7 protein-coding genes are annotated in these 6905 nt (G+C 36.6%); 6 read left to right on the forward strand and 1 reads right to left on the reverse strand.

Features of this window, described 5'->3' with window-relative positions; translation table 11 throughout:
• The 3 genes from MHB61_RS13720 to MHB61_RS13730 all read left to right on the forward strand — a co-directional run.
• On the forward strand, positions 1-540 hold a 540-nt coding region (locus MHB61_RS13720; RefSeq protein WP_340817591.1), incomplete at its 5' end, for a restriction endonuclease subunit S.
• 16 nt (positions 541-556) lie between these two features.
• Positions 557-829, forward strand: a complete 273-nt coding sequence (locus MHB61_RS13725) for a hypothetical protein (protein ID WP_137015750.1) — start codon at positions 557-559, stop codon at positions 827-829.
• A 516-nt stretch (positions 830-1345) separates the two neighbouring features.
• On the forward strand, positions 1346-1936 hold the full coding sequence (locus MHB61_RS13730; protein ID WP_075070812.1) for a site-specific integrase: 591 nt from the start codon (positions 1346-1348) through the stop codon (positions 1934-1936).
• A gap of 204 nt (positions 1937-2140) precedes the next feature.
• Here MHB61_RS13730 and MHB61_RS13735 read toward each other — a convergent pair whose 3' ends face one another.
• Entirely contained in the window at positions 2141-2659 is a 519-nt protein-coding gene (locus MHB61_RS13735; RefSeq protein WP_064305244.1) for a hypothetical protein, read from the reverse strand.
• A gap of 193 nt (positions 2660-2852) precedes the next feature.
• Between MHB61_RS13735 and MHB61_RS13740 the strand changes: the two genes are divergently transcribed.
• From MHB61_RS13740 to MHB61_RS13750, 3 genes are all read left to right on the forward strand, one after another.
• Positions 2853-3533 (forward strand): IS6 family transposase, encoded by a 681-nt coding sequence (locus MHB61_RS13740; RefSeq protein ID WP_075070813.1) that lies wholly within the window; start codon positions 2853-2855, stop codon positions 3531-3533.
• 1493 nt (positions 3534-5026) lie between these two features.
• On the forward strand, positions 5027-6205 hold the full coding sequence (locus MHB61_RS13745) for a RepB family plasmid replication initiator protein (protein ID WP_044009582.1): 1179 nt from the start codon (positions 5027-5029) through the stop codon (positions 6203-6205).
• Positions 6202-6831, forward strand: a complete 630-nt coding sequence (locus MHB61_RS13750; RefSeq protein WP_031559415.1) for a DUF536 domain-containing protein — start codon at positions 6202-6204, stop codon at positions 6829-6831. The genes MHB61_RS13745 and MHB61_RS13750 overlap by 4 nt, the downstream gene beginning before the upstream one ends.
• Positions 6832-6905 lie beyond the last annotated feature (74 nt).

Here is a 6905-nt window from a genome sequence, read left to right on the forward strand (position 1 = left end):
ACCGATGTAACTTATAGCTATTCCGGATTAACATATAGTCCAACTGATGTACAAGATAAAGGCACATTCGTTTTACGGTCATCGAATGTAAAAAACGATCAACTTATTGATGCTGACAATGTCTATGTCAATCCTGATGTCGTCAATTCAAATAATGTAAAAGTTGGTGATGTTATTGTAGTTGTACGAAATGGAAGTAGATCTCTAATTGGGAAACACGCTATTGTTACCAAAGAAATGCCTCATACGGTAATCGGAGCATTTATGTCCGCTTTTCGAGGAGAAAATGGGGATTATATTAATGCATTATTGAGTACTAATAATTTTCAAAAAGAAGTTCATAAAAGTTTGGGAGCCACTATCAATCAAATTACAGGAAAAGACTTTTCTATGATGAATTTTCTAACTCCTAAACTTGAAGAACAGAATAAAATCGGTTCATTTTTCAAGCAGCTGGATAACACTATCGCTCTTCATCAGTGTAAGCTAGATCTTCTCAAAGAGCAGAAAAAAGGATTTCTACAAAAAATGTTTGTATAAGCAAGGGAGATTTCTTATGAAACAAGAACAACCAAATTTTACTAGATGTATTAAACAAACGAGTTTTTTTCTATTAGGGATTATGACTCTAAATGTACTAATAAAAGTAATTTTTAATCAAAGTACTTTTCAAGACCTTAAATCGAGTTTTTTAGATTTGGACAATCGAGCACTCGCTATTTTTATCTTTTTTATTACAATATTACTCGGATGGATAATACTATCCCTCATTATTGGAAGTATCTTCTATGTGATCCAAAAGATAAAATATAAAAAAATTGGACATTGAAATAATTTTAACTCGATATAGGGTCTATAATTATATAATAACCCCTAAAAAATCCAATAAAAACAACCCTTATGATCTAGGATGAAGATTATAGGGGTTATTTTTACGTTTAGATGATATAATAGACTGTGAAATGGAGGGGTGAGATGAAAGTAAATTGGTTAAAGTTAGTTGGCATTCTTTTGTTAGATATCTTTATTGTTGGGCTCGTAAAAGAAATGTTTTTTTCAGATGATTTAACATTCTAACTTTTATCCGGGAAAGTATCGCTTATAATTTTACGCTTATTTCGTTCACTGGGATATTGGGCAGAATAGGAATGTTCTTATTAGCAATTCTGTTCATTTTTACGCCGATCTGTTTTCTGATAGTTAATTGGGAACAACTAAAAAGTTGTTTTCAAAAAAAATAAAACAGCTGAAACCCTTGCTACAAGCGGACATCACGAAATCGGACGCCGACAAGAAAATAAATAAATAATTAAATAAATTATTTATAGAAAGGAATATATGATATATGGCTCAACAAATTGTTCTTCCCATCAAAGATTCTAATATCTTAAAAATGGTTCAAGAAACCTTGCTTGATAGTTTTCGGGCGGGTCGTCGGAATTACACCATCTTTCAAGTGGGGAAAGCCACTCTCCTACGAGTAAGTGATGTCATGAAACTAAAAAAATCAGATGTCTTTAATCCTGATGGAACCGTCAAACAAACCGCTTTTATTCATGATCAAAAAACAGGTAAAGCCAACACCTTATATCTAAAACCTGTCCAACAAGACTTGTTAATGTATCATGATTGGCTTCTTCAACAAAACATCATTTCTGACTGGTTGTTTCCCTCAACTGCTCGACCTGAACGTCATATCACCGAGAAGCAATTTTATAAGGTCATGGCACGCGTTGGTGAACTTTTAGGGATCAACTATTTAGGAACGCATACCATGCGTAAAACAGGCGCTTATAGGGTCTATACGCAATCCAATTATAACATTGGCTTAGTCATGCATTTACTAAACCATTCAAGTGAGGCAATGACCTTAACTTATCTTGGTTTAGATCAAGCCAGTCGTGAAACGATGTTAGATCAAATTGACTTCGGTTAATTTGATTTTTTTGTTGTTGCTATAAGCAACTTCTGATACACGTTTTTTAGCAATTACCCCACTCGTTTTTATAGTGGGGTGTAAGTGCGCATTGAACTCACTCCATTTCTTTATTCAGTATACCGTTTCAATGCTTCTTCAAGGTATCAGAAAAGCCTGCTCACACGTCATTATGGCGTGTGAGCAGGCTCGATGTTGCTATTATTATTTTCTAGAAAGAAAAGCAAACTGATCCGCTGGCTGCCAAATATACTCATCATCACAAATATACCCCCGCAGCCAAAGCTGCCCGCCCACGTTGCGCAGGTAGTAGCCCTTAGGCTGCCCGGGATCCGGATCGGCCACCGGGGAAGCCACCGTCACGGCTCCCTGGGGTGCCTCGTGCCGGTGCAGGTCGTGATTGGTGCTCTGACCTTGGTCACGCCATTGGAGCCGCAGATCAACGGCCAGTTCCAGGGGACATAAAGTCAAGCCGCTGTTCTCTGCTTGGGCGAAGATAGCCGGCAAGTTGGCGCCTTTAGGCAACCGCAGCTCGGCAACGGTGATAAACAGTACGGTCGCCGCGTGCGGCTCTGGGGAAATCGTAAAGCGTGGGTCATCGAACAGCGCATCGGCATGGGCGTTGCACTGAATACCTGCTTGATCGAGGGCTTGGCGCAGGTTATCTTTGGTGTGCCCGCCAGTGGTGATTGACATGGCCGGAAACTGTGCTGGATTCAGCATCGCGTGCTCCTTTCGAAACGAAAAATCGGCATCTTCCTCTGGCTGCGAAGCTCCGGGAAGATACCTATTGTACCACGCAACATGGCTTGTTGGCTACACCGGTACTATATAGGTCTCATCGGTTCTGTTGCAAAGTTGACCAATAAATCTATTTTAGTATAAAATTCAGTAAAAAGACAGTGAGGACAGAGTAATGAACCACTTTAAAGGGAAACAATTTCAAAAAGATGTGATTATTGTCGCTGTGGGCTATTATCTACGTTACAATCTGAGCTATCGTGAAGTTCAAGAACTACTGTATGACCGTGGTATCAATGTCTGTCACACTACGATTTATCGCTGGGTTCAAGAGTACAGTAAAGTCCTCTATCATCTTTGGAAGAAGAAAAATAGACAGTCCTTCTATTCGTGGAAAATGGATGAAACCTATATCAAAATTAAAGGACGTTGGCATTATCTCTATCGTGCAATTGATTCTGATGGATTAACTTTAGACATTTGGTTACGAAAGAAACGGGATACTCAGGCGGCTTATGCTTTCTTAAAACGGCTCCATAAACAATTTGGACAACCTAGAGTGATTGTAACCGATAAAGCACCATCGATTAGTTCTGCATTCAGAAAGCTACAGATTAACGGTTTATATACCAAGACAGAACATCGGACAGTGAAGTATCTCAATAATTTAATTGAGCAGGACCATCGTCCAATTAAGCGCCGTAATAAATTTTATCGAAGTTTACGAACTGCCTCAATCACGATTAAGGGCATGGAGACTATTCGAGGAATATACAAAAAGAACCGAAGAAACGGAACGCTCTTCGGATTTTCGGTGTCGACTGAAATTAAAGTTCTGATGGGGATCCCAGCATAGTCAAAATGTTAAACTAGGACTTCTATACTCTTTTGGGAAACTTTGCAACAGAACCTTTTGTTGAATCGTACGAGGACGATTCGATGCTTTTGACTTGTAAGAACAGGATTGAATGAAGCAATACTGTTCGCATATTTTTAGTGGATGAACAAACAAAATACGAGAGATTTTTTGTTTGTTCATCCATGGTTTTAGAAAAAAGAGGGACGATTTCGGAAGAAGAAAATCGTCTCTTTTTTTCTTCTTTTTGTATGACAAAAAGAAAGATCTTTTGCCCATTTTATTTTTATAAAATGGGTAGGTGGCGTTCGCGTAAAGCAAATCGACACAATCCAAAGGGGATAAAAGGGGAAAGTGAAACTTCCCCCTTTTCAAGCCACATTGTAATACAAGAACGAAGTGCTTTGTATTACAATGTAATAGCTTGCAGTATTTATGGTTTTATATGGTCTATTTTGTTGTGAGGATTGTAACCGAATAGGGCGCAATACTTATTACAAAATCAATGACAAAGGGCGATTGAGGAATGAGCGCTGAGGCATTTTATCTTTGAGGAAGTTCTTGATGGATCAGAAAAATGTATCACAAATTGAAACAAAGACTCACTCATTTAAGAGACGCTACTAGCATGAAATTTTGTTGTTGCGATAAGCAACTTCTGATACAGGTTTTTAGGGGTTAGCACGACATCAATTTATTTGATGTGTAAGTGCGCATTGCACTCTTTTTTTACGAAACAATCCGACCAGCGTTTGAAACTTTTTAGTTTTTCATCATTCTATTTTAAAACGTTCTAAAACTCGATTTAAGCGACTTTAATTCGAAACTGTCTATTTGTTCAAAGGGAGCATTAAGAATGCTTAAACGAGCTTTTAAGTGGGTTTAAATTGATTTTGAATTGAATAGCTTGTTGTAAGTTGTAAAAAAACAAGTTAAACAAAGTATCGGTTTTCCATTTAAGGGTTGTTAGGGCTTGCCCTGACCGTCTGTAAGACGCTTGATTGCATGATATGAGTATTTAGCTAGTCAAACAGTTAAAACAGCTTATATGAGCAATTAGAGGAATCCAATAAATTCCTAAAAGTGGTTTTGATCTTTTCTTTTAGCGAGTGAACGAAGTGAACGCTGCAAGTAAAATGTGAGCGTGGTTTTCGCTCACTCCTTTTTTGATGACTTTGACCTTTATTTTTACATTTTTGAAAAAAATAAAAAAAAAGGCGAAGCCTATATTTATTTTATCTTATATATTTTAATCTTTTATTTCTTTTGCGTGAAAAAAAGTCAGTGTTTCCGCTAGTTACAGAAATTAAACAGTCACAAAAAACTATGTATACAGTCACAAAAAACTATGTATACAGTCACAAAAAACTATGTATACAGTACAATTATATCACAAAATGTACTGTTTGTGATATAATAAAAGCATGAAGAAAAATTCTTTCTGAGGGAATTTCTTCATGCTTAGCCAAAACACGCAGAGGAGCGTATTTATCATGAATAGTATAGCAAAAAAATACCCTTATAACAACTATCAAGACAATGAAAGGACAGTGTGTTCTTTGAAAGAAATTGAGAAACGAAAAATTGTTGAACATAACGACCTGATTACCAGCGTTGCTAAAATGGATAAAACGCCCTTAAAGATTTTTGAGTTGGCAGTGTCTTGTATTGATACGGATAATCCACCAAAGAACAATACCATTTATCTTTCAAAAGCTGAACTCTTTGCTTTTTTTAAGGTGGACGATAGCAACAAACATCATCGTTTTAAAGAAGCGATAGCAAAAGTGCAAGAACAAGCTTTTTTTGAAATCAGAGAAGAAAAAGACAAAGGGTTCAAGTTTAGAAGAATTTTGCCAATACCAGAAGTAGCATGGACGGACTATGACGATAAAGTCATGATTCGTTTTGACCAAGCGATTATGCCATATTTGATTGACTTAAAACAATCTTTCACGCAATACGCTTTATCTGACCTTGTAGAATTAAACAGTAAGTACAGCATTATTCTTTATAAATGGTTATCCATGAACTATAACCAATACGAGCATTATAGCTTTAAAGGGGGACGGAGAGCCGAACAAGTGGAAGCCTACCGCAACCCCTCAATCACAGTCAAAGAATTACGCACTATCACGGATACAGTAAATGAACACAAACATTTCCCCCATTTTGAAAATAGAGTGTTAAAAAAAGGAATTGAAGAAATTAACGCCCATACGTCTTTTAATGTGACCTATGACAAAATCAAAAAAGGGCGTTCAATTGATTCTATTGTCTTTCATATCACGAAGAAACCAGTCGCACGAAATGACTTCTACAAACTGGAAGAACAAGACCCTATTTATTTGCAGGATAAAGCAAATAAAGAACAAGCAGAAGAACTTTTAGCAGGGAAAGCATTAAAAAGTAAATACACGAAACTTTTGTTGGATAATATGCTATTAAGTCCTTATGAAATGACCGATACGTCACTTATGGCAGGATTGCAGGCGCACGTGTACCCTCTCTATGACGAGCTGAAAGCCTTACGAGGGTTGAATGGGGTCAAAGACCACCTCTCTTATGTGAGAGCTAAACAAGAAGCCTATTCAAAACGCAATATAGCTAAGTATCTCAAAAAAGCAATTGAACAATACCTACCAACGGTTAAAAGGCAGGACTTATCATGAGTGAGAATTTAAAAACCATAAAAGAACTTGCGGACGAGTTAGGCGTATCAAAACAGACGATAAGAAATAAAATAGATAAAGATTTTAGAGAAAAGTTTGTTCAAACAATAAAAATTAAAGGTAATAATACCTTAGTAATTAATAACGCAGGGTACTCTTTACTAAAAAAAACACTGCAAAACGATACTGCACAGACTGCAAAAGCACTGCAAAACGATACTGCACAGACTGCAAAAACACTGCAAAATGATACTGCACAGACTAAATTAATATGTTTTTTAGAAGAACAATTAGATAAAAAGGAACAGCAATTATCTGTTAAAGATAAGCAACTAGAAAATAAAGACACTCAAATCTCACAAATGCAAAATTTGTTAGACCAGCAACAGCGTTTAGCCTTACAAGATAAAAAATTACTGGAAGAATACAAAGCAGAAATCAATGACTTAAAAGCCCTTAAAATGCCCCCAGAGGAAACAGAATTCAAACACTTAGACAATCAATATAAAGATGAAGTGAACGCTCTTAAAGAGAAGTTGGAAAATTTGCAGGAACAAATCAAAGATCAAAAAAGGATAGAAGAACAAGAAAAACCAAGAAAATGGTGGGGACTATGGCGAAAATAGATGATTCAGTTAAAAAGAAAGTTCCAGAATTAAGGTTTCCGGGATTTACGGATGATTGGGAAGAGCGTAAGTTA

The sequence above is a fragment of the Lactococcus sp. FSL K6-0773 genome, assembly GCF_038006485.1.
Classification (GTDB): Bacteria; Bacillota; Bacilli; order Lactobacillales; family Streptococcaceae; genus Lactococcus; species Lactococcus lactis.

What these genes read in the sequence shown, in the direction of transcription:
- MHB61_RS13725 (WP_137015750.1), top strand. Translation starts at nt 557, where the DNA reads ATGAAACAAGAACAACCAAATTTTACTAGATGTATTAAACAAACGAGT.
- MHB61_RS13730 (WP_075070812.1), top strand. Translation starts at nt 1,346, where the DNA reads ATGGCTCAACAAATTGTTCTTCCCATCAAAGATTCTAATATCTTAAAA.
- MHB61_RS13735 (WP_064305244.1), bottom strand. Translation starts at nt 2,659, where the DNA reads ATGCTGAATCCAGCACAGTTTCCGGCCATGTCAATCACCACTGGCGGG.
- MHB61_RS13740 (WP_075070813.1), top strand. Translation starts at nt 2,853, where the DNA reads ATGAACCACTTTAAAGGGAAACAATTTCAAAAAGATGTGATTATTGTC.
- MHB61_RS13745 (WP_044009582.1), top strand. Translation starts at nt 5,027, where the DNA reads ATGAATAGTATAGCAAAAAAATACCCTTATAACAACTATCAAGACAAT.
- MHB61_RS13750 (WP_031559415.1), top strand. Translation starts at nt 6,202, where the DNA reads ATGAGTGAGAATTTAAAAACCATAAAAGAACTTGCGGACGAGTTAGGC.